Source organism: Liquorilactobacillus sicerae (assembly GCF_029916425.1).
Taxonomy (GTDB): Bacteria; Bacillota; Bacilli; order Lactobacillales; family Lactobacillaceae; genus Liquorilactobacillus; species Liquorilactobacillus sicerae.
Genome location: NZ_JAHAVQ010000394.1, coordinates 1 through 235, shown reverse-complemented (window position 1 = coordinate 235; position 235 = coordinate 1). Strand labels below are relative to the sequence as shown.

The 235-nt window shown below is 28.5% G+C and carries 1 protein-coding gene; it reads right to left on the bottom strand.

Features of this window, described 5'->3' with window-relative positions:
- Positions 1-69, bottom strand: a 69-nt coding sequence (locus KH893_RS13290) for a KxYKxGKxW signal peptide domain-containing protein (RefSeq protein ID WP_427860480.1), incomplete at its 3' end; no start/stop codon positions are given.
- Positions 70-235: the final 166 nt, after the last annotated feature.

Genomic DNA, 235 nt, shown 5'->3' with positions numbered 1-235 from the left:
TACAACAGTGATTGCTGCGAACACCCATCTTCTACCTTTTTTGTACATTTTATAATGCAACTTTTCCATCATATTCCCTCCAAATATCCTTGCGTATAATCAGATTGCGTACACCCTATTTGAACATTTAATGGTAGCTTAATTTATCAATATCAAGCTTAAAAAAGGATCTAGTTTACGCATTTTTACAGTATATGAAGAAAATATTATTTACTAATAATAAATTATGTTATAA